The following is a 20,121-nucleotide window of genomic DNA, read 5'->3' on the forward strand; positions in this document are numbered from 1 at the left end:
TTTTGCAGACGCTAGAGGCCATGTGAACTAGGATCGGCGCTGATGAGATTCCCTTTGCGCCTCAAGTTCTTTGTCTTTGCCGTTTTGCTTGCCGTCGGCCCTCTGGCCCTGGTTGGGCAGAATTTGACACAGCTGTCGCGGGATGAACTCAAGAGTGCGGCCAACGAGGATCTGACCACTGTGGCCGCGCAGCTGCGCACGGCGTTTGACAACACCTTCGAAGGACGTTGGCTGACACCCCTGGTTGTGATCCGCAATGGGGTGGACAGCAATGAGTTGGGTGTGCCGCAAAAGGTGTCGCTGCTGACCTTGGGTTTGGCCGAGCTGCCGCAAGTTGTAGCGCTTCAACTGTCGGTCGAAGGATCAGACCTGCCCATTTTGGTCACCAACACGACCTTTGCGGACAAGTTGACCCACGCAGGACTGGATCCTGTGGAAATCCTCGCAACGTCTCCGGATCTGATCAAGGTTTTTGAAGGCACAGGACAATTCGGCCTGCCGGTTGTGAGCCGTGTTCCCGAAACCGGCGACTGGCTGGCCACGCTCGCCCTGCCGCTCACCACGCAGATCGCGGGTCGTCAGGTGACGATGGCGGCGAAGATCGAACTCTCGACGTTGGGCGACATGGTACGCCGACATCCCTTTGCGCAACGTGGCGAGATTACCATCGTCGATCAAGCGGGGCGTCGGGTTCTGGGCGATGAACCCGATCTTTTGATCAAGCGTCAGATTGTGGCTTCGACCATGCCCTTGATCGTAGCGGGGGCCCGCGCAGACGCTCTGGAGCCCTACGTGCGTCCCAATGGGATGGCGATGCTTGGGGCTTATGCCTTTCCGGATTGGTTCCAATGGGCCGTGATTACCGAACTCAGCGAGGAGAATGCCTATGCCGTGGTCAACGCGATCACACGGCAGATCCTTGTTGTGGGTTTGATCGGCTTTGCCATTGCTGCCGTAGGGGCGTTGATTTTTGCGCGCCAATTGACCCGCCCGATCCTGGCCATCGGCGAAGTGGCCGAGAAAGTGGGCGAGGGCGATTTTGCAGCCCGTGTTGAAGATGTCCGCGCGCGGGACGAGATCGGTGATCTGGCCCGCCGCATCAACCAGATGATTGCCCATCTGGGCGAGCGAATGGAACTGATGAAATTTGTCTCGCATGGCACCATGTCGGCCATCCAGAAAGCCGAGGCCGAAGGTATGGAACGTGGGGGAGAGCGACGGCGGATCTCGGTCATCTTTACCGACATCCGCGGCTATACCGAGTTCTCGGAACGCGTCCCGCCCGAAGTGGTGATCGAAGTGCTGAACCAGTATTTTGATGTGCAGGCCGATATCGTCACCGAATATGGCGGCGACGTGGACAAGTTCATTGGCGACGCTCTGGTTGCGGTCTTCGAGGGAGAGGGCATGGAGCTCCGCGCGGTCGAATGTGCCGTGGGGATCACACAGGCAATGGCGCGGCTGCTGGAAGAACATCCAGAACACAACCTGCATGTGGGCATCGGTGTGGCGTCCGGAGAGGTGGTCATGGGGGCTATGGGCGCGCGAGATCGCATGGATTTCACCGTGCTGGGATCAACCGTGAACCTCTCGGCTCGGCTCTGCTCCAAGGCCGAACCGGATCAGGTACTGGTGGATCAGGCCACCCGGGATGCGGCGCGCGGGCAAAACGGCGTTCATTTCGATATGTTGGAGCCAATCCCGCTCAAAGGGTACGCCGACCCGGTGTCCGCCTTTTCCGCCACGCGCAGCTGATGATCCATGAGATCGGGGGGCTCCCGCGCCCGCGCCAACCTGACTGCGTCAGCTCAGCGAGCGGCCTTGGGTCGGGCGCCTCGCCTACCGGCTCGGCGCGGTTCCGTTCAGACGGGAGGTTCGATCCTTTTGTCTTCGGTTGCAACCAAGCGCCCGCCGCCGCGCGCAGCGCGGCGGCCCGGCCCAACGGGAGGAGGTTTTTCGCAGAAAAATCAACGACCGGCGGGAGCACTCCGAGCCGTCAGTGACTTCGTGTCAGGCAGCGTAGGTGACCCAAGCCCAGGTCATCGCCACATAGGTCAGATTGTGCAGGCATTGATCCAGCCCGACTGCCCGCCAGAACGCGCCTTGCGTCGGGTTGAGCTCTTTCTTCTCGGAATAGCTGGCCTTACCAAAGTCGATGTTGAAATGAACCACCCATTCAAGCACGACCACAATCGCAATGAATGCCAAAGGCGCACCCATGATCAGGAACACCAGGATCGAGCCCACCCCATGAACGCCCGCATGTTGCGCACGCCCCAGATGCCAATACTGGCAACGACCAGACAGCATTTTAGGTGTCTGCAAATAGAAATCCGCAAACATGTGCTTGACCATCAGCAAGCTAAAGAGCAACAGCACAGAGCTGACCAGTTCAGGCAAAGCCATCCTCCCAAGAATTGCCGAGAATCAGCTTAAGCGCATATCGGGGTGGCTGCAAATGAACTGGTTCACAGACGGACCAATCGAGCCATACGTAAATCCATTTGCCTGCAAACCGTGACGCAGAGTAGGTTTGGTCAATGATTACGAGTATCGCCCGTCAGGTGTCCGGCCGCGCTGCAATTCAGGAATAGTCCCATAGAACGTTCAATCTTTAGCTTTATCTGGAAGTATTCAAAGCGCGACCAGCTGATTTTGCTGGCGGTGACGACCACGCTTTTCCCGTTGCTTTACCTGACTCTGGAGTTGCCCAAGCGGATCATCAACGACGCCATCGGTGCTGCCAGTTCCACCATCGACGTCTGGGGTTATACCTTTGATCAGGTCACGTTCCTGGGCATCCTGTGTTTCGCCTTTCTGCTGTCGGTGTTGGCCCACGGGCTGATGAAAATGCGCATCAACACGATGAAGGGTGTGCTCAGCGAACGGATGTTGCGCCGCTTCCGCTATCAGCTGATCGCGCGGATCATGCGCTTTCCACAGCCTTATTTCGAACGCGTCAGCCAGGGCGAGATGGTGTCGATGGTCACCGCCGAAAGCGAACCTATGGGCGGTCTGATGGGCGACGCCATCAGCCAGCCGGTGCTGCAGGCCGGGCAAATGATCACCATCCTGTCGTTCCTGTTTTTGCAAAGCTTCTGGTTTGGGCTGGCCGCTGTCGCCCTGATCCCGTTGCAGGCCTGGCTGATCCCCAAACTGCAAAAGCAGATCAACCTACTGAACAAGAAACGTATCCAAGAAGTGCGCGTTCTGGCGGCCCAGATCGGGGAAAGCGCGGCGGGTGCCTCGACGCTTCGTGCAAATGGCGGCTGGCGCTATCGTCGGGCCGCGATCACGGATCAGTTAGGGCGCCTGTTCGACATCCGTTTCGAGATCTACCAGAAGAAATTCTTCATGAAGTTCCTCAACAACTTCATCTCGCAGCTGACGCCGTTCTTCTTTTTCTCGATTGGTGGCTATCTGGTTCTGCAGGGCGCCGTGTCCCTGGGGGCTTTGGTGGCGGCGCTGGCAGCCTACAAGGATCTCAGCAGCCCGTGGAAAGAACTGCTGACCTATTACAACCAGACCCAGGACATGTCGATCCGATGGGAAGTGATCCTGGACCGCTTCGCCCCGCCCGGAATGGTCGACGAGAAGCTGTTTGAAGGCGAACCTGAAAGCCGTCCCAACCTGGATGGGGACATCGAGCTGGATCATGTCTCGGTTCGGGACGCGGATGGCAATCTGGTGCTGGACGATTTGACCGCTACGCTGCCCGGCGGTGGTATCATCGGCATCGCTGCTCCCAGCGAAGAGGACCGGCGCGCCCTGGCCGAATTGCTCACGCGTGAGATCATGCCCTCCAGTGGCACGGTTCGGATCGCGGACAACACCCTGCCCGAATTGCATCAGGCCGTGATCGCAGCGCGGATTGGTCACGCCACCTCGCGGCCGGTGATGTTTCAGGGCAGCATTGGCGACAACGTGATGATGCCGATGCGGCATCAGCCCCAGAGCGACAGCACCAACGGCATGGCCTATCGCGAGGCCAAGCGCGCGGGCAACAGCGACGACCCGTTCGATGCAGAATGGCTCGATCCGAAACTGGCGGGGCTCGAGGATGAGGCAGCTTTGCGGGCTTGGTGGTTGCGTTTGGTCGAGGGGATGGGCTCGGGCGCGGCGCTGTTCCGGCGTGGTGCTGAACAGAAGTTCGACGAAGCGGACCACCCGGAACTGGCAAGCCGCCTGATCGAGCTGCGCCCGGTGGTGCAGCAGGCAATGCAGGACGCCGGGCTCGAGCCGCAGGCTTATTTGTTTGATCCCGATGCTTACAACCCGGCCTTGCCCGTGGCCGAGAACCTGCTTTTTGCGACGCCAAGGGTGGCGTTCTCGCAAGATATGATCGCTTCGCAGGCCGAGTTCCTGGCGCTTTTGCGGTCTTTGCATGTGGATGAGACATTGGTCAGCCTGACCCAGGACGTGATCGACATGCTGCGCCAAATCTTTGGGTTGGACGGTACCGATCACCCGCTTTTCCGCAAGCTTGGGCTTGAGGTAAAGACCTATGAAACCGCTGTGGAACTGGTCGAAAAGACGCGCACCGATGGGGCGGCCGCTCTGGAAGACACCGAACTGGCAAACCTTCTGGCTGTGCCGTTCCGAATTTCGGCCGATCAGATCGGGCCTGCGTTCTCGGACGAGCTCAAGGCGCGTATCCTGGAAATTCGACGGGGGCATTCGGCCGAGCTGTTGCGCTCGCTGGATGGGGTGTTCACACCGCTTTCTCCGGACAGTTACGCACCAGGGTTGACGGTTCTGGAAAATGCGCTTTTTGGCAAAGTCAGCGAGGTCGGCGGCGCCAAATCGGACGAACTGCGCAAACTGATCGCGGACACTTTGGCTGCCCATGGCGCACAGGCGCAGGTGATCGAGCTGATCTATGATGTGCCGGTGTCCTTGGGGGGCACCAACCTGCCGGCAGTATTTGCCGAGCCGCTGGCCTTTACCCGCGCGACGATCAAAAAGCCGGATGTTCTGATCCTGGACAAGGCACTGGATAGCTATGACATGGACACGCAAGTGGCGGTTTACCGGAACCTGCGGGCGTTGTTGCCGGATACGACCGTGATCTACCTGAACGATCAATTCCAGTCGCCGGGTGTTTTCGACGTCTTTCTTGAAATTCAACAGGGCCGGATCGTCAGCGAAGAGGCACAGACCGAGGCCGAAGAGGACAGCGTCGCCTCGGCCGATTTGGCGCGCAAACTGCGGGCGCTTGAGCAAACGCCATTGTTTTCTGGCCTCGACCGGCGTCAGCTGCGGCTCTTGGCCTTTGGGGCGCGCTGGTATGATGCCAAGGCGGGTGATGTGGTGTTTCTGAAGGACGATGAACCCACTGACGGCGCCTATATGATGATCGATGGCGAGGCGGGGCTCTATCTGCCTCAGGACGATGCCGAGGACCAACTCATTGCCAAGGTGGGGGCCGGGACTTTGGTTGGTGAATTGGGCCTGATCCGCAAGGTGCCCCGCGCGCTGTCCATGGTGGCGGAAACCGACATCACCTGTTTGCGCATCGGCGAAGAGGAATTCCTGGCGGTGGTCGAAAATGACGCCGCAACTGCGTTCAAGCTGTTGCAGGTGGTTGCGGGTTATGTTTCCAACTGACGTCTAGGTGTTGATAGCCAGCACAGTTCTAGAATTCAAAGCACTCCCGCCCGTCGTCGATGTTTCTGACGAAACACCTCCTCCCGTTGGGCCGAGCCTCGCTGCGCTCGGCGGGTGGTGCCTGGTTACTGACCTTTCATGGCAGAATTCCCCGCTCTCGTGAGGGTGCTGTTGCGCACAACGCCTGCCGCAGGCGCTACCACGCCGGGCCGATAGGCGAGGCGCCGGGCCCAAGGCCGCCAGCGATTTCGGCGCAGCCGAAATCTGCGCGGGCGCGGGAGCCCGCCCATTCTGCGAGTTCTGCCGTTGTCAGGTGTCTCGGGTTTGATCCTGGGCGCAAAACAAGCTGTGAAGCAGGCCGATAACCTGCTCTGTCTTGTGGTCCAGCAGCGAATAATAGATCGTCTTCCCGTCGCGTCTGGTTGTTACCAGCCCCTCATCCCGCAGCCGCGCCAGCATCTGGCTGACAGCAGCCTGCCGCATCTGCAACAACTCTTCCAGTTCGCCCACTGAACGTTCGCCTGTGCCCAGGTGGCACAGGATCATCAGCCGCCCCTCGTGCGCCAGGGTCTTGAGGTAAGCCGCCGCCTGGCTGGCGCTGGCGGCCATGCTGTCGGGGGTGTCGGGCGAGAGAGGGGCAGAGGGCTGAAGCGTCACGGTCACTGGTTCCTGCAAAATCGTGGACGTATAATGCCCCAACAGCCCGCAAGATGTCACCCCTCCTTGGCAGGCGCGCCGCCCTGAAAGGCGTTGCCGCCTTTGTAATCGCAGGGAGCTTCTTGCATCTGCAGGTGCAGGCCGTCGTCAGAATAGGGGTGCGTGCGGGCCAGGTCTTCATCCACCGTGATGCCCAGACCGGACGTGTTGGGCGGCGTGATAAACCCGTCCTCGACCCGGATCGAGCCCTTGATCAACGCGTCGTGAAAGGGCGTTTCGATGCTCTCGGCCAGCAGGATGTTGGGGATCGAGGCTGCCAGCTGGATGTTGGCGGCCCATTCCACCGGTCCCGCATAAAGATGTGGGGCCATCTGGGCGTTGAAGACCTCGGCGATGGCCGCGACCTTTTTCATCTCCCAGATGCCTCCTGCGCGGCCAAGAGCAGGCTGCAGGATTTCGGCCGCGCCTGTGCGCAGAGCGGCAGCAAATTCGGACTTGGTGGTCATCCGCTCGCCGGTGGCCACCGGGATGCGCACGTTGCGCGCCACCCGCGCCATGTCCTCGATGTTGTCGGGGGGGGTCGGCTCCTCAAACCAGAGCGGCGAATAAGGCTCCAACGCCTGACCTAGCCGGATCGCACCAGCGGTGTTGAACTGCCCATGGGTGCCAAACAGCAGGTCGGCCTTGTCGCCCACAGCGCCCCGGATGGCTTTGCAGAATGCCACCGACAGCGAAATGTCGGTCATTGCAGGCATGTGCCCGCCGCGCATTGTATAAGGCCCTGCCGGGTCGAATTTGATGGCGGTATAGCCCTGGCGCACCATTTCAGCGGCGCTTTCAGCGGCCAATTCGGGCGAAGTCCAGAACTCGTTCAGATCGTGGTGCGGCAACGGGTAGAGGTAGGTGTAGGCTCGGATGCGATCGTTCATCCGCCCACCCAGCAAAGCATGCACGGGGCGGTCGCGGTCCTTGCCCAGGATATCCCAACAGGCGATTTCCAGCCCCGAGAATGCCCCCATCACGGTCAGATCGGGGCGCTGTGTAAAGCCGCTGGAATAGGCACGGCGGAACATCAACTCAATGTTTTCGGGGTTTTCACCGGCCATGTGCCGGGAAAACACATCGCGGATTACGGGTTTCATGGCCTCTGGCCCAACCGAGGAGGCATAGCATTCACCCCAACCGGTGAGCCCCGTGTCCGTGGTAAGCTTGACCAGGATCCAATAGCGCCCCCCCCAGCCTGGCGCTGGTGGGGCGGTGACGATGATGTCTAGGTCCTGCAGTTTCATGGCTAACGCTCCATCAGTTCGGCAAAGGCGTTCAACTCCCGTTCGATCTCATCGATCACGGGTTGACTGGAAAAGAAGTACAGATCCGGCGCGTCGATATCGTCCATAAAGGCTTCGATCTCGATCGTGACCCTGGCGCCGTCAAAATCCGCGTCGATCTTCCAGCGCTGCCTGCTGTCGACCGCAATCCCCGGCAGGGCTTCGGATATCAGGCTGGGCAATTCGGGGGGAAGGCCAAAGCGGGGGTTGTTCATCAAACCGATCAAAAAGGGCTGCACGTCCTGTGCGTCAAAGTTCATCGACGTCTCGGATGTGATCGGCGGCGCTTTTGCGGTCTGGGGCTTGAACAGATCGGTGAGAAAGTTGAGCACGGGCGGTATTGGCTCCAAAAGGAGGAGGGGCAGGGACAAACCCCGCCCGCATCCGTTATCGATCAAAGATGATGACGTTGCGCTTGGCGCTGCCGGTCTTGGTGTCGGCAATCGCTTCGTTGATCTGGTCCAAAGACCAGCGGCCCGAGATCAGCTCGTCCAGTTTCAGGCGGCCTTGTTCATAAAGGTCGATCATCCAGGGAATGTCGCGTTGGATGACCACATCGCCCATTTTCGAGCCCACCAGCCCCTGACCGATGGCAGCGAGGATGACGGGTTCATAGCTTGCTTGCGCGCCAGAATGGGGCATCCCGATCATCACAGCTTTGCCGCCACGGCCCAGATAGCGAGGGGCCTGATCATAGGCAGGAATAGCGCCTACCGTGATCAGAACCACATCCGCGCCGCGCCCTCCAAGGGCCTTATAGGCGGCCTTCCACGGCGCATCGAGCGTGGCCAGAACACCGTGAGTGGCGCCAAACTCCTTGGCGATCTCCAGCTTTTCCTCGGTCATGTCTACGGCGACGATCCGGCGCGCACCGGCAATCCGCGCGCCTTGGATGGCATTCAGGCCGACACCGCCTGCGCCGATGACAACAACATCCTGGCCTGGGCGCATCTGTGCCGCGTTCACGGCAGCGCCGACGCCGGTAATCACGCCACAGGACAGCAAACTGGCGACGTCCTTGGCCATGGTTTCGGGGATTTTCACGATTTGAGAGTGGTCGACGACAACCTTTTCGGCAAAGGCCCCGCAGGCCATCGCCTGATCCAGCGGGCCGCCATCTGCGGTGCGCAGCGGGCCCTTGACCGTATTGTGTGGCGTCTCGCAAATGGTGGGTTTGCCACCTGCACAGGACGGGCACGAGCCGCAGGCCCGGATCAGGGTTACAACGACCGACTCGCCCTCTTTGAACTTGCTAACCGCGGTCCCAACCTTGGTGATCACACCTGCGGCCTCGTGCCCATAGACGGCAGGTAGATGCCCGCCCCAGGCGCCACTGGCGAAGGTGATGTCGGAATGGCAGATGGCGACCGCATCCAGCGTGACCTCGACCTCGCCCATGCCGGGATCGGCAAGCTGCACATCTTCGATCACCAATGGAGCGTTGAACTCGCGGCAGACGGCCGCTTTGATGGTTTGCATGAAATCCTCTCCCTTGCTTGGGACAACCGTGGCCTGCGGGCATCGCACCTGCAAGCCGGAAACCGGCAAAGGGGCGTCGGTATTACGTCACGGAAAGGCGGGTGCGCAAAAATACGACCAACCCAAGCAGCAACAGGACCATTGCCACCAGGAAGGGCGCACCGGGCAGATAAACGCTTGCCCCTTCTCGGGTATAGTGGGCAAAGACGCTTGCCATCATGAGCGGAGAGACGATCATCGACAAGGCGTGGACGGCGGTCATGACGCCTTGAAGTTCGCCTTGCTGATCATCGCCGACTGACTTGGACATGATCCCCTGCAGGGCGGGGGATACCACCGCCCCGAGGGCCGAGATCGGGGTCAGGAACAGGGCCAAGGTTCCGCTGGTGATGAAGGCCAGGAACCCAAAGCTGACAAGATCCAGCAGTTTGCCTGCAACCACAGTGCGCCGCTCTCCCAGGTATTTCAGCGCGACCCGGATCAAACCACCTTGCACGATGGCCATCATGATACCAAAGATCCCCAATGACAGCCCGATCATTTGCGGGCCCCAATCGAACCGGGCTTGTGTGTAATAGGACCAGATCGCCGGATAGACATAAATGGCGACAGAATAGAGAAAATAGACCAACAGTAACCGGGCGATGCCGGGGATTTCGGCCATCGCCTTGAACGCGCCAAAGGGGTTGGCCCGACGCCAATTGAACGCACGTCGGGTTTTGTCAGTGACCGTTTCATTCATCACGAACCAGCCCAGGACGAAGTTCATGCCTGCCAGGATTGCGGCGGCGTAAAAAGGCGCGCGCGTGCCAAGTTCACCCAACAGGCCACCGATCAACGGTCCCAAAACAAAACCCATGCCAAAGGCCGCACCCAACAGCCCAAAGTTGGCAGCCTTTTTGTGCGGCTCGGATATGTCAGCTATGTAAGCTCCGGCGGTGGCATGGGTGGCCGCGGTGATACCGCCCACGATGCGCCCGATCAGCAAGAGCCACATGGTGCCCGCAACGGCCATCACCAGGTAATCCAGTGCCATCACAAACAGCGACACCAGCAGCACAGGCCGCCGTCCGACGCTGTCGGACAGGTTGCCGATGACTGGGCTGAACAGGAACTGCATCACCGCAAAGACGGTGCTCAGCACACCGCCCCAAAGCGCTGCTTCGGCCAGTGTGCCACCCTGCACCTCGACGATCAGGTCAGGCATGATCGGCATGATCAAACCGATGCCCATAGCGTCGATCATGACGGTGATCAGGATGAAAACGATGGGCAGGCGCACGGGGTTGCTCCGGTTGATAGCTTGGTGCGCAACCTAGGTCGCCCTGGGCGCGATGAAAAGGTGAGCTTTATTGTGTCGCTGCGGCACGCACCCGCTCGGCAAAGGCGCGAGCGGCTTCGGGCGCTTGTCCCATCTGGTTTGTGGGTTCGAACAACATCTGCGTGTTCAGTTGTGGCCAATCGCGCGCCACGACCTCGCGCAGGGGGGTATCGGTTTCCATCGCATCCTTGCACAGCGCCTTGGTGGCGGCCTGCGCCTCGGGACGGGGCAGGTGCTCGGTCAGGGCAAAGCTCAATGCTTCGGCATGGATCAGGTCCAGAGATTCATCCAGCGCCCTAAGCATCTTCGCAGGGTTCGGAGCCAGGAATTGGCACAAAGCCACGCCCTGTTGCGCTGCGGACGCCGCGCCCAGAACGATCTGTGGCAGGCACATCCACTCGGTGAACCAGGCGGCTCCATCGCGTTGATGGCGATGCACAGCAGCACCCTGCAGCACAGGCATCAACCCGGCTGTCTGACGAGACAGCGCCACCAGCACCGAAGGCGCCACCGGGTTCTGCTTTTGCGGCATGGTCGATGACGACCCACCACCGCCCAAGGTGATCTCGGAGATGCCGCTTTGCACCAGGTCGGTGACATCCTCACCCAATTTGCCAAGGGCAAGGCCTACGCGGCCGAGCCACTCGGCGATGCGCAGAACGGGCGTGCGGTCGGTGTGCCACGACCGTTCGGGGTCTGTCAGGTTCAGCAAGTTGGCCAGCTTTGCCCGCGTCTCAACCGCCTGCGGTCCAAGCGCCGAGGAGGTCCCAGCCGCGCCCGACAAAGATACCAGCAAGCAAGATCTGCGCAGCTCGGGCAGTTCTGTGAGCAGGCCCAACAGCGGCTCGCCCCAAGAGGCGACAACAGCCCCAAAAGAGGTGGGCGTCGCGTGCTGACCATAGGTGCGCGCAGCCATGGGTGTTTTGGCGTGCGCGTCGGCCATCTGCGCCAGCCGGTCCAACAGCGCCCGCAGGTCATTTTCGATCAAACCCAAAGCCTGCCGCAGACGCAGCATCAACCCGGTGTCGATGATATCCTGCGAGGTCGCGCCCCAATGGGCATATTGCGCGTGTTCCGGTGCCTGCATCTCGGCCCGGAAGGCCGCGACAAGGGCGGGTACGCTGACGCCGTTTTGACCGGTGGCGGGCGCCAATGCACCGGGGTCGAGCTGCACCTCCATCGCGGCGCGGCTGATGGCGGCGGCACTGTCTTCGGGGATGATCCCCTGTTCGCCCTGTACCTTGGCCAACATCCCCTCGACCAGCAGCATGGCGCGCAATTCGGCGGTGTCGGTGAACAGACGCCCCACCTCGCCGGTGGGAAACAGTTTGGAAAAGAGCGCGCTGTCAAAGACGCTAGCCGCCATCAGAATTGCCTTTCGATCCGGGTCAAGAGCGCCGCCAGCCCCTGCGGGTCAGAGAAAAACGGCGAATGTGAGCATTCCATAACGTGGACATGGTCCGGGGGCCAGTCGCGGGTCATCTGGGTTTGATACTCGGGCGGAATGGTCCGATCGTCCGCGCAGCGGATATAGGATTTGGGAACGCCGTCAAAAGCTGCACTTGTTGGCAGCGGAGTGTCTTGTGGAGCAATGGGTTGTGGCAGCAGATGCGCCATTGCATAGGCCACTGCATCTGGCGGGCAGTCGTGATAAAAGAGATCTGACACGCGGTCGGGTTGGATCGTGTAGGATACGCCATCGTCGGATTTCACCACGGCTTCGGCCAGGGGTTGGCGCGGCGCGCCTTTGCGGCGGTCAACCATCGACAGACCATCCACCGGGAAATAGGCGCAGAGGTAAATCAACCCGCGCATGGCGTTGGGATCGGCTTCTGCCGCTGCGCTGATGGGGTAACCGCCCCACGAATGTCCCACGATCAAAGTGTCGGGTGTGGACGCCGCCAGCACGGCACTGCGGCAATCGTCCAGCGTGATCTGCGCCAGCGGCGTTTGATCCTCGCCCATGCCAGGTAGGTCGATGGCCTGCACCACATGCCCCTGAGACTCTAGCGCTGGGATCAAGTCGCGCCAGCACCACGCGCCGTGGCACGACCCGTGCACCAGCAGGAATTCGGCCATGGTCAAAGATGCCCGGTGTCGTGGATGAACTGCGTCAACACGCGCGCATACTCCTCGGGCTGTTCGACGCAGGGCAGGTGACCTGCTTTGCGGATCAGGTGAAACTGCGAGCCGGGGATCAGGTCGGTGGTCTCGCGCATCAGATCAGGCGGGGTCGAGCCGTCTTCGGACCCTGCAATGCCCAAGGTGGGCAGGCGCAGGCCGCTGGTGGGCGTATAGAAATCCGTGCCCGAGATCGCCGCTGAACAACCCCAGTATCCTTCGGCCGGGGTGCGCACCAGCATGTTGCGCCACAACTCGAGCTCGGATGTGGCGCGGAACGCTTTCGAGAACCACCGCTCCATCACCCCGTCGGCCAGCGCCTCGATCCCGTCTTTTTTGACGGCCGCGATGCGCTGGTCCCAGATCTCGGGCGTGCCGATCTTGGCGCCGGTGTTCGACAATACCATCGCGCGCACCAGATCCAGCCGTTTGACCGCCAGCCCCTGTGCCGTCATGCCCCCGATCGAAAGGCCCACAAACAGGCTGTCCTTGATCTCGAGCATATCCATCAGGCGTTCCACATCGCGCACCAGACTGCCCATCGTGTATGGCCCCGCAGGTGTTGAGGACAGTCCGTGACCGCGCTTGTCATACCGGATGAATTTCAACCCTTTGGGCAGCAGCGGCAGGATCGGGTCCCAAAGACGCATGTCGGTACCCAGCGAGTTGGAAAACACCACAGGTGCGCCGTCCGGGTCGCCGTCAATGCGATAATGTAGTCGAACGTCACCCAAATCCGCGATTTGCATATGCCCTCTCCCATGCTTGGCTCTGGCGTACCCTAGGGGGTGCCTACCGGCAAACCAAGGGGGCGATTGCTCTGACTGATGCAGATTTCTATCGTGACGCTAAAGTGTAAAAGGAGAGAGCCGTGATTTCACTTGCAGGTCAGGTGGTGCTGATCACCGGGGCGTCGGCACCGCGCGGGATTGGTCGGGCCATTGCCAAGCGTCTGGCGCAGGATGGTGCCCGGGTTGTTGTCACCGACATTGATGGCGCCCTTGAGGTAGATGGGCAGGTGCGCCCGCACCTTGGTCTGCTGCAAGACCTTGCCGCGCAGATCGGTGGGCTGGCCTTGAAGATGGATGTCACCGACCCCGAACAGATCGCCGTCTGTCTTGACGAAACCCGGGCCAAATTCGGCCCTGTGGATGTATTGGTCAACAATGCAGGCTCTCTGGCGGGGTCCGACAATTTCCTGTCCACGACGCCTGCGCAGTGGCAAGCCAGCTTTGCGGTCAACCTGCTGGGACCGATGCAACTGGCCCAAGCGGTGATCCCAGACATGCAGGCCAAGGGGAGCGGGCGGATCATCAACATCGGCTCGACCGGCTCCTTGGGCGCCGAGGCCGGGTTTGGCGCCTATACGGCAATGAAACACGGGTTGGTTGGTCTGAGCAAAACCCTGGCCGCCGAGTTTGGCCCCGATGGGATCCTCTGTAACACCGTGTGTTCTGGCTACATTGCCACGGACATGCACATGGCGGCCAACGCGCGCTTGTCACATGAGAAGGGCGTGTCGTTGGACGAGATTAAGCGCCGCCGCTATTCGGACGTGGCGCTGCGCGATGCAGGTTCCCCCGAAGATGTGGCCGAAGCCGTGGCCTATCTGGTCGGCCCTGCAGGGCGCTATGTCACTGGCATCAACCTGCCTGTGACTGGGGGCGTACCTTTCGGTATCTGACAGCAGTTTTGATCAGTCTTTGCGTGACATATTGCATATTGCGCATATCATGATGGGTGACGCGACAGGGGAGAGACCGACGTGAAACGGATGATTGCACTAGGGGCCGTTCTGCTGGGCTTGGCCACCGCAGGGCAGGCCAGCGAGGAAAGCAAGACGTGGGAGGCATCCGACAAGGCAAAACTGTTCGTGCAGGACACCATTGTTCTGGGCATGTTGGCCAGCCCCTATGGCACCGGCTGGACCGAATACTCGCAAGTTCACGACTACTTTCAACGCGCCCGGGACAATGGGATCACCGGGCATGAAATGACCCTCGCCGCTGCGGACATGTCGTTTGAGACGCTGCTGGAACAGCATTATCATTTCCGTGCTGCGATGGCTGAGCAGCCTCAGAATTATCTGGTGGTCAATCAGACCCGCGATATTGAAGCCGCCCATGCCCAGGGCAAGACAGCGGTGATCTGGAACAGCCAGACGGCCACCATCCTGAACGGCGATTTGAAAAAGATGGCGCTGCTCAAGGATATGGGGATCAAGAGCATGATCCTGGCCTACAATGACATTTTTCGCACCGGTTCAGGGCAGCTTGCAGCTTATAACGGAAACGACATCGGTTTGACCCCGTGGGGCAGGTCGGTGATCGACGAGATGGTCCGATTTGGCATCCTGCTGGATCTAAGTCACACCGGATCAAAGACCGCCAACGATGCCATGGATTACATGGATATGACCTATCCTGGTGTGCCCTATGTCTATACCCACTCGGTTCCGGCGGGCCTTTACAAGGGCGAGCCGGGGGCCACACCGCGCGGCTGCTATCGCGCCATTCCGGATGATGAGGCGCTGCGGGCGGCCAAGTCGGGGGGCTATATCTCGCCGACCTTTACCGAATGGATGATGGACGGCATCTGGCCCGATGACATCTCGCCGGCGCAGGCGGCGGACATGATCGATTACTACGTGCAGCTGGTCGGCGTTGATCACGTGGGCATTGCCACGGATGACATGTTCTCGACCAAGTTGGTGGTGGATTTTGCGACCGCCAACGCGGCGATGTATGACGATGGCGGATATATGATCGAAGCCTTCAACAAGGGCGCGACAGGCAACGGAGAACTGGCCAAGATATTGGCGGCAATCACTGATGACCTGTGGGCGCGCGGCTATTCAAACGAGGATCTGGCCAAGATCTATGGCGGCAACAAGATGCGCGTCTATGCGCAGGTGTGGGAGGGCAAACCACCCGAGCAGTTCCTGCAGGAATATCCCGAACGCCTGCGCCTGCGGCAAGAGTTCCGGGATCAGTTCCATTCACGGTAAGGAACCAACGAGACAATAACGCAAGGAAACGGGGGCGCTCCCGCCCGTCGTTCGTGCATCAAAGATGCCCTCCTCCCGTTGGGCCGGGCCTCGCTTCGCTCGGCGGTTGGCACTGCGCCGCACCAGATGGAAGCAGCATGAACCCTTCGCCTCACGCGGAACCGCGCCGAGCCGGTAGGCGAGGCGCCCGGCCCAAGGCCGCTCGCTGAGCTGACGCAGTCAGGTTGGCGCGGGCGCGGGAGTTCCCCGTTACCGAGAATCGTTAATTCAGCCGGATATGCGCCATGATCTGGCCGTGGTCCGAGGCGAGCTTGTTATAGGGCGCTTCGGGGTGTGAGCCATCCGTCAGGTGGTCGTTGAAGACGCTGTAATACTCCATCTCGCCCATGGCCTTGCCCCAGGCGCTGTCGAAATGGCGCGACATATAGATCTGGTCGATGCTCTCATACACCCCGCCAAAGGCCGCCGTATAAACCATGTCGCGCAGGGATTTGCGCACGAACATCTTCTCGGCCGAACGTAGCCGAACCCGGTCCACGGCCTCGGTGATCTGTTCATTCTCGTCGCGCGAATAACGATCATTGGGGGCCTGGGCGTCGTGGCGCAGCATCCAGGAGTAGTTCTTGAACGGATGCTCGCCCGAGATGATCTCGGAACTCACCGCATGTTCGCCATCGTTGAAGTCGCCCAGAACCATCACGGGGTGACCCTTGTCCAGTTCGGCCACGATCTCGCGCCGCAGGACCCAGGCCTCGGCCATGCGCCGCAAGGCCGAACGCAGCGCGCCCATGGCGCGGCCTACCGGGTCATAGGCGGTCAGTACGGCCTCGGGCGCGAACTCGGCGCCATCGGGGCGAATGAACTCTCCTAGCTTCGATTTCAGATGGCAGTTGAAGACGGTGATGACCTTGCCCCCAACCGGGACACGGACTTTCAGGATCGGTCGCGAGATGCGGGTTAACGTGTAGTGACCAGCACCTTCATCGCCGCCCAAAGCGGACATGGGGATGCGCAGGGGCTCCGGCAGCTCCTGGATGATTTCCGGTTCCTCGGGAAAGCCAAAACGCGACAGCACCGCCAGCCCGGGCCGTCGTTCGCCCGGACCGCCATCTGATGCATTGGCTGCAAAGGCTAGCGCCGCGTCCTTGTACCCGCCAAAGGCCAGCTTTCGAAAGATTGCCTTCTTGTGATAGCGCTTGGATCTATCTGGCAGATTGGCGTCATTTGCCTCCCTGCCGCGCCGGTCCGTTTCCGCTATCACATCGCGCAAGGCTTCTTCTTCAAAGATTTCCTGAAAACCGACGACATCCGCGTCCATGGTCAGCAACTGGTCCGCCATCCAATCCTGTTTCCAGGCGTATTCCTCGGGCGCGTATTTTTGGAAGGTATAATATTCCTTGTCCGCCCCGATCAGGTTTTTGACGTTAAACGATGCAATGGTGAACCGGGTCATGCGAAACGCTCCAGGGCTGTGCAGAAAATCTTGGCGTCTACATTGCCACCCGAGGCGACGGCGATCACAGCCTCGCCCTCGATCTGATCCTTGCGGAACAGCGCTGCGGCCAAAGCGACGGCCCCGCCCGGCTCTAGCACGATCTTGAGCCGTGAAAATGCCAGCGCCATGGCGTGCAGCGCCTCGTCTTCGGTGACGGTCATGCCCGGGCCACAGCGCTCGTACATGATCGGGAAGGTGATCTCGCCCGGTGACGGGGTCAGGATGGCATCACAAATGTTGCCTGAGGTTGCTGGGTTCTGTTCGATCTGACCCGAGGCCAGCGAGCGTGTCACGTCATCGAACCCCTGTGGCTCACAGGGCCGGGGGCGCAGACCTGGCGCGTGTTCTTCCAGCGCCAGCGCTATGCCCGACGTCAGCCCGCCACCTCCACAGCAGACCAGAACGTCGCCTTGGGTAACGCAGTGCTCGGCGGCCTGTTCCGCGATCTCCAAGCCTGTCGTGCCTTGGCCTGCAATCACCTGGGGTTCGTCATAGGGCTTGATCAGGGTGAGCCCCCGTTCCTGCCGCAGCCGCTCGCCAATCTGTTCGCGGCTTTCGCTGCCACGATCATAAAGCACCACCTCGGCCCCAAGGGCGCGTGTGTTGTCGATTTTCATCTTTGGCGCATCCGACGGCATGATGATCACGGACGGCGCACCATGTTTGGTGGCGGCCATGGCAATGCCCTGCGCGTGGTTGCCGGACGAAAACGCAAGAATGCCGCGCGTGCGGGTGTCCTCATCCAGCGCGGAGACGGCCGACCAGGCGCCGCGAAACTTGAAACTTCCCGTGTGTTGCAGGCATTCGGGTTTCACGAACAGCCGCCGCTCGGCCAACTCGTCCAGAAACGGAGAGTTGAGAAGCGGCGTGCGCCGTGCGTGGCCCTTCAGGCGCTCTGCGGCGGCGTGAATCAATTCGATTGAGCTCATAAGGCGCGCTCCAGAATGTTACGGATGAGGGAAAGGGACTGAGGCTCGTCCAAAAACGGCACATGGCCCCGATTGGGGATGACAGCCGTCAACATCTCGGGGTGCCGGGTTTGCATCTCGGCCAAGGTGCCCGGTTCCAGAATATCCGAGTTTTCGCCTCGGATGGCACCTGTGGGCAGCTCTTTGAGGGCCTCGAACAGCGGCCAGAGGTCCGGCACAGGACCAGCTGCAGCCTGTTCAATCAGCGCATCCCGTAGTTTTGCGTCATAGCGCAGGGCCAATCCGTCCGGTGTCTCGTCATACTGTGTCTCGACCTGTTGTTGCCAGACCTCTGCCGGGACATCAGGGAATTGCGGTGCAAGTGCGGCGTGCATCGCCTTAGCCGCCTCACCATAGGTTTTGGAAACGGGCGGTTTGCCCACATATTCCATGATCCGCGCGATGCCTTCGGGGCTGACGACCGGGCCCACGTCATTCAGGATCACACCTGCCAATCGCTGTGGCTGCGTCGCGGCCAAGGTCATTGCGATCAGCCCGCCGCGCGAAGTGCCCAAGAGGGTCACGCGCTCAAGGCCAAGGTGATCCAGCAGCTCGATGGCGTCCTGCCCTTCGCGCATCACATTGTAGTTCATGTAGTCGGGGTCATACTCTGATTGCGCGCGCCCGCGATAATCCATCGTGATCATGCGCAAGTCGGTGACATGCGGTGCGAGATGGGAAAAATCCCGCCCGCAACGGGTCAATCCCGCCAAACACAGGAGCGGCTGCCCGCTCCCAGTATCAGTATAGTGAATGCGCTTGCCGTCCGAGGTGGTGAAATCGGCCATCAAACCCCTGCCAGTTGCGGAATGCTCGTGAGGTCGGACAGTACATGTGCAGGCGTCCATGGCAAGCGGTCCATCGGCTCGGCAGCGCGATTGACCCAAGCGGTGGTGAACCCATAGCCGCTGGCCCCGACCGCGTCCCAACCGTTCGAGCTGACAAACAGCACCTCATCGCGCGCGCAACCGAACCGGTGCCCGACAAGATCATAGACACGTGCGTCAGGTTTGAAGATGCCGACGCTTTCGACCGAGAGCACATCATCCAGCACATCGCCAACGCCCGCCGACTGTACCGCGCCATCCAGCATCGCGGGGGAGCCGTTCGACAGGATCGCGGTTTTCAACCCGGCATCCTTTAGCGCGCGCAGCATTTGCGGCACTTCCGGATAGGCTTGCAACTCCCAATAGAGATCAAGCAACCGTTGGCGTAAGGCTGGGTCACCGTCCAGACCCGTTGCCTCGAGCGCCCAATCCAAGCCGTCCTGGGTCACATCCCAGAAATCGGTATGCGCGTCCGTTATGGCGCGCAGCCAGGTATATTGCAGTTGCTTCAGGCGCCAATAGTTGGCGAGATCCATCCAGGTGTCCTTGAGCGCGGCATGCGCAGGCTCGGATGCGGCTTGTCGAGCAGCGGCGGCCACGTCGAACAAGGTGCCGTAAGCGTCGAATACGCAGGTTGTGATTGCCATGATGTCCTCTCCCTCAACTCCGAGGCGCAGGGTTGCACAGGCGGGGCAGGGGGAAAAGCCCCGAACCTTTACATTGGCGTGAGGGTCCGTCAGGGTGCGCCATCTTTCAACTCCCACTCGATCGGAGACCCAATGACCAAGGTCAAATCAGGCGACACAGTGCGCATCCACTACACCGGAACCCTGCTGGATGGCAGCACTTTTGACAGTTCGGAAGGGCGGGATCCGTTGGAGTTTGTGGTGGGTTCGGGTCAGATTATCCCGGGCTTGGATAAGGCGCTTCCAGATATGGAAGTGGGGGAGAAGAAGAAGGTGACGATCGATTGCAAAGAAGCCTATGGCCCGATCAACCCCGCCGCCCGTCAATCCATTCCTCGCGAAGGCATCCCGGATGACATTCCGCTGGAGATCGGCACTCAGTTGCAGATGCAGACCCCGGACGGTCAGGCTCTGCCTGTGACCGTTGTGGAAGTGGACGAGGCAACAGTGACCCTTGACGCCAATCACCCGCTCGCGGGCCAGGATCTGGTGTTCGATTTCGAGATCGTTTCGATCAATTGACCCGTTGCACGTGGGGCGGGGGGCTCCCGCCCGTCGGAAACGCCCCTGACGGGGCGCCACCTCCCGTTGGGCCGGGCCTCGCTTCGCTCGGCGGTTGGTGCAT

General features: G+C 60.7%; 18 protein-coding genes. 5 read left to right on the forward strand and 13 right to left on the reverse strand.

The features are described 5' to 3' along the window. The first annotated feature begins 42 nt into the window (after positions 1-42). Positions 43-1,755, forward strand: a complete 1,713-nt coding sequence (locus TRL7639_RS03810; protein WP_085794450.1) for an adenylate/guanylate cyclase domain-containing protein — start codon at positions 43-45, stop codon at positions 1,753-1,755. Positions 1,756-2,010: 255 nt separating this feature from the next. On the opposite strand, the gene TRL7639_RS03815 is transcribed toward TRL7639_RS03810, so the two are convergent. After that, a complete protein-coding gene (locus tag TRL7639_RS03815; protein WP_085794451.1) occupies positions 2,011-2,406 on the reverse strand; it encodes a DUF3307 domain-containing protein in 396 nt (131 codons plus the stop codon). Between the two features lie 204 nt (positions 2,407-2,610). On the opposite strand from TRL7639_RS03815, the gene TRL7639_RS03820 reads away from it, so the two are divergent. Further along, positions 2,611-5,607: an ABC transporter transmembrane domain-containing protein gene (locus TRL7639_RS03820; protein WP_085794452.1), complete on the forward strand. Its 2,997-nt coding sequence runs from the start codon at positions 2,611-2,613 to the stop codon at positions 5,605-5,607. Between the two features lie 309 nt (positions 5,608-5,916). Here TRL7639_RS03820 and TRL7639_RS03825 read toward each other — a convergent pair whose 3' ends face one another. From TRL7639_RS03825 to pcaD, 8 genes are all read right to left on the reverse strand, one after another. Further along, positions 5,917-6,216 (reverse strand): ArsR/SmtB family transcription factor, encoded by a 300-nt coding sequence (locus TRL7639_RS03825; RefSeq protein WP_085796244.1) that lies wholly within the window; start codon positions 6,214-6,216, stop codon positions 5,917-5,919. A gap of 104 nt (positions 6,217-6,320) precedes the next feature. Continuing rightward, on the reverse strand, positions 6,321-7,553 hold the full coding sequence (locus TRL7639_RS03830; protein WP_085794453.1) for a mandelate racemase/muconate lactonizing enzyme family protein: 1,233 nt from the start codon (positions 7,551-7,553) through the stop codon (positions 6,321-6,323). Positions 7,554-7,555: 2 nt separating this feature from the next. Further along, positions 7,556-7,924, reverse strand: a complete 369-nt coding sequence (locus tag TRL7639_RS03835; protein ID WP_085794454.1) for a hypothetical protein — start codon at positions 7,922-7,924, stop codon at positions 7,556-7,558. Positions 7,925-7,979: 55 nt separating this feature from the next. Then, entirely contained in the window at positions 7,980-9,071 is a 1,092-nt protein-coding gene (locus TRL7639_RS03840; protein WP_085794455.1) for a Zn-dependent alcohol dehydrogenase, read from the reverse strand. Positions 9,072-9,153: 82 nt separating this feature from the next. Beyond that, positions 9,154-10,353, reverse strand: coding sequence for a TCR/Tet family MFS transporter (locus TRL7639_RS03845; RefSeq protein ID WP_085794456.1), 1,200 nt, complete (start codon positions 10,351-10,353; stop codon positions 9,154-9,156). A gap of 67 nt (positions 10,354-10,420) precedes the next feature. After that, complete coding sequence (locus tag TRL7639_RS03850; protein ID WP_085794457.1) at positions 10,421-11,758, reverse strand: class-II fumarase/aspartase family protein; 1,338 nt, start codon at positions 11,756-11,758, stop codon at positions 10,421-10,423. Continuing rightward, positions 11,758-12,471 (reverse strand): alpha/beta fold hydrolase, encoded by a 714-nt coding sequence (locus tag TRL7639_RS03855; protein WP_085794458.1) that lies wholly within the window; start codon positions 12,469-12,471, stop codon positions 11,758-11,760. Before TRL7639_RS03855 ends, TRL7639_RS03850 begins: the two co-directional genes overlap by 1 nt. 2 nt (positions 12,472-12,473) lie before the next feature. Next, entirely contained in the window at positions 12,474-13,262 is a 789-nt protein-coding gene (pcaD, locus tag TRL7639_RS03860; RefSeq protein ID WP_085794459.1) for a 3-oxoadipate enol-lactonase, read from the reverse strand. Positions 13,263-13,384: 122 nt separating this feature from the next. On the opposite strand from pcaD, the gene TRL7639_RS03865 reads away from it, so the two are divergent. Both TRL7639_RS03865 and TRL7639_RS03870 read left to right on the forward strand, forming a co-directional pair. Beyond that, positions 13,385-14,197: an SDR family NAD(P)-dependent oxidoreductase gene (locus tag TRL7639_RS03865; protein ID WP_085794460.1), complete on the forward strand. Its 813-nt coding sequence runs from the start codon at positions 13,385-13,387 to the stop codon at positions 14,195-14,197. 90 nt (positions 14,198-14,287) lie between these two features. Then, positions 14,288-15,520, forward strand: a complete 1,233-nt coding sequence (locus tag TRL7639_RS03870; protein ID WP_110647097.1) for a dipeptidase — start codon at positions 14,288-14,290, stop codon at positions 15,518-15,520. Between the two features lie 262 nt (positions 15,521-15,782). Here the strand turns inward: TRL7639_RS03870 and TRL7639_RS03875 are convergent, their stop codons facing one another. The 4 genes from TRL7639_RS03875 to TRL7639_RS03890 are packed head-to-tail and all read right to left on the reverse strand — an operon-like array spanning position 15,783 to position 19,457. Continuing rightward, a complete protein-coding gene (locus TRL7639_RS03875; RefSeq protein WP_085794462.1) occupies positions 15,783-16,973 on the reverse strand; it encodes an endonuclease/exonuclease/phosphatase family protein in 1,191 nt (396 codons plus the stop codon). Further along, entirely contained in the window at positions 16,970-17,944 is a 975-nt protein-coding gene (locus TRL7639_RS03880) for a threonine ammonia-lyase (RefSeq protein ID WP_085794463.1), read from the reverse strand. The genes TRL7639_RS03875 and TRL7639_RS03880 overlap by 4 nt, the downstream gene beginning before the upstream one ends. Continuing rightward, the gene (locus TRL7639_RS03885; protein WP_085794464.1) at positions 17,941-18,771 is read right to left on the reverse strand and encodes an alpha/beta fold hydrolase; all 831 of its coding nucleotides are present in this window, start codon (positions 18,769-18,771) and stop codon (positions 17,941-17,943) included. Before TRL7639_RS03885 ends, TRL7639_RS03880 begins: the two co-directional genes overlap by 4 nt. Further along, a complete protein-coding gene (locus TRL7639_RS03890) occupies positions 18,771-19,457 on the reverse strand; it encodes a haloacid dehalogenase type II (protein ID WP_085794465.1) in 687 nt (228 codons plus the stop codon). The genes TRL7639_RS03885 and TRL7639_RS03890 overlap by 1 nt, the downstream gene beginning before the upstream one ends. Positions 19,458-19,589: 132 nt before the next feature. On the opposite strand from TRL7639_RS03890, the gene TRL7639_RS03895 reads away from it, so the two are divergent. Beyond that, positions 19,590-20,018, forward strand: coding sequence for an FKBP-type peptidyl-prolyl cis-trans isomerase (locus TRL7639_RS03895; protein ID WP_085794466.1), 429 nt, complete (start codon positions 19,590-19,592; stop codon positions 20,016-20,018). The last annotated feature ends 103 nt before the right edge of the window (positions 20,019-20,121 follow it).

Source organism: Falsiruegeria litorea R37, from assembly GCF_900172225.1.
Classification (GTDB): domain Bacteria; phylum Pseudomonadota; class Alphaproteobacteria; order Rhodobacterales; family Rhodobacteraceae; genus Falsiruegeria; species Falsiruegeria litorea.